We start from the raw sequence: 1,766 nt of genomic DNA on the forward strand, positions 1-1,766 counted from the left end.
GTGCAGGTGTCCCGTAATAATTACCATAGACTTCTGCCCATTCAAGAAGACCGTCTTCAGAGATCATCTTCTGAAATTCTTCTTTCGACAAGAACCAATAGTTGACACCATTGACTTCACCTGTACGCGGAGCGCGCGTTGTTGCCGAAATAGAATATCCCAAATTCGGATTTTTTTCCAATAAGCGTTTACAGATCGTTCCCTTACCGGCACCCGATGGCCCCGATACAACGATCAACAAACCTTCTTGCTGCATCTTATTCCCCGCCTTTATTCTCCATCTTCTTCATCGCGACTGATCACGCGATGTGCTACCGTTTCCGGTTGTACTGCCGACAAGATAACGTGATCGCTGTCTGCAATGATAACAGCACGTGTTCTTCTGCCATACGTTGCATCGATCAGCATACCGCGTTCTCTTGCTTCTTGGATAATTCGTTTGATAGGAGCAGATTCCGGACTGACAATCGATATAATACGATTGGCCGATACAATGTTACCAAAACCAATATTGATCAATTTAATTTCCATCTTCAAACCTCGCTTATTCTACGTTTTGAATCTGTTCACGAATTTTTTCAATTTCACTTTTGATTTCTATAACAATGCTTGCAATACCGAAATTATTGACCTTAGAGGCGATCGTATTCGTTTCGCGATTGATCTCTTGGACGATAAAATCGAGCTTGCGTCCGACAGACTCCGTCGACTGAAGCGTTTTATCGAATTGACGAATATGGCTCTTGAGGCGAACCAATTCTTCCGTAATATTGACCTTTTCCGCATAAATAGCAGCTTCTTGCAAAATACGCGCTTCATCAGGTTCTGCGCCGAGATCGGCAAGAACATCGCGCATACGCGCCATCAAACCGTCACGATATGCGCCGAAGACGCTCGGTGTATACGCTTCGATCTGCGCAATATATTCTTCCAAGCGAGCAACACGCATATGTAAGTCGTTTGCCAAGGCTTCGCCTTCTACCTTACGCATCGAAAGCAGATTCTCAAGCGCATTTTTCACTGCGACTTCTAATTTTGCCCACAACGCATCGATATCTTCTTTTTCCTCTTCCATGACAAGTACTTCCGGGAACGAAGCGATACGGTACGGATTTTTTTCAAACGGTGCCCCGATCGATTCAGCTACTTCTTGAATCGCTTGGCTGTATGTGATAGCCAAAGCCGGATTAACACGAACCGTACGTTTCGGCTCTGCATAATCAACACGTGAGATCATAGCTTCGATGTGACCGCGCACTAATTTTCCTGCAATCGTCTGGCGGATCTTGTCTTCCAATCCGTTCAAGCTTTTCGGGAAACGAAGAACAGTATCATGGTAACGGTGATTCACCGATTTGATTTCAACAGTAAACCCATGTTCATTATCTCTGTATTCTCCACGACCAAAACCGGTCATACTTTTTATCACTCGTTTGTCACCTGCCCAAAGTTATTATAATTTAATTTATACAGTATTCGCTTAAAATCTGCAAAATCCTCTTATTTACACGTATAATCTTCTGTTTTCGGGCAAAATATTTAAATGAAATACGACAGGCGCAGTATTCTCTGCCCTGTCGTATCTATTCTTAATATATCTGCGCCAATGCAAAATTAAATTTCTTTTTAGTTCCATCTTTTTTTGCTACATTCAGTACGATCGACTGATTCAACGCCAAGTCTTCTTCATCAAAATAGAAATAGCATTGCGCACAATATTGTCCTTCAGAAACTGTTTCTGCCTTATCGGGTACGATCATCTGATA

3 protein-coding genes are annotated in these 1,766 nt (G+C 42.6%); all 3 read right to left on the bottom strand.

All coding sequences use genetic code 11. The features are described from left to right. Positions 1 to 256, bottom strand: a 256-nt coding sequence (locus IJN28_00340; GenBank protein ID MBQ6712219.1) for a guanylate kinase, incomplete at its 3' end; no start/stop codon positions are given. Between the two features lie 14 nt (positions 257 to 270). Next, a complete protein-coding gene (locus IJN28_00345; protein ID MBQ6712220.1) occupies positions 271 to 531 on the bottom strand; it encodes a DUF370 domain-containing protein in 261 nt (86 codons plus the stop codon). Positions 532 to 544: 13 nt separating this feature from the next. Beyond that, entirely contained in the window at positions 545 to 1,429 is an 885-nt protein-coding gene (locus IJN28_00350) for a YicC family protein (GenBank protein MBQ6712221.1), read from the bottom strand. Positions 1,430 to 1,766: the final 337 nt, after the last annotated feature.

The sequence above is a fragment of the Selenomonadales bacterium genome (assembly GCA_017442105.1).
Taxonomy (GTDB): Bacteria; Bacillota; Negativicutes; order RGIG982; family RGIG982; genus RGIG982.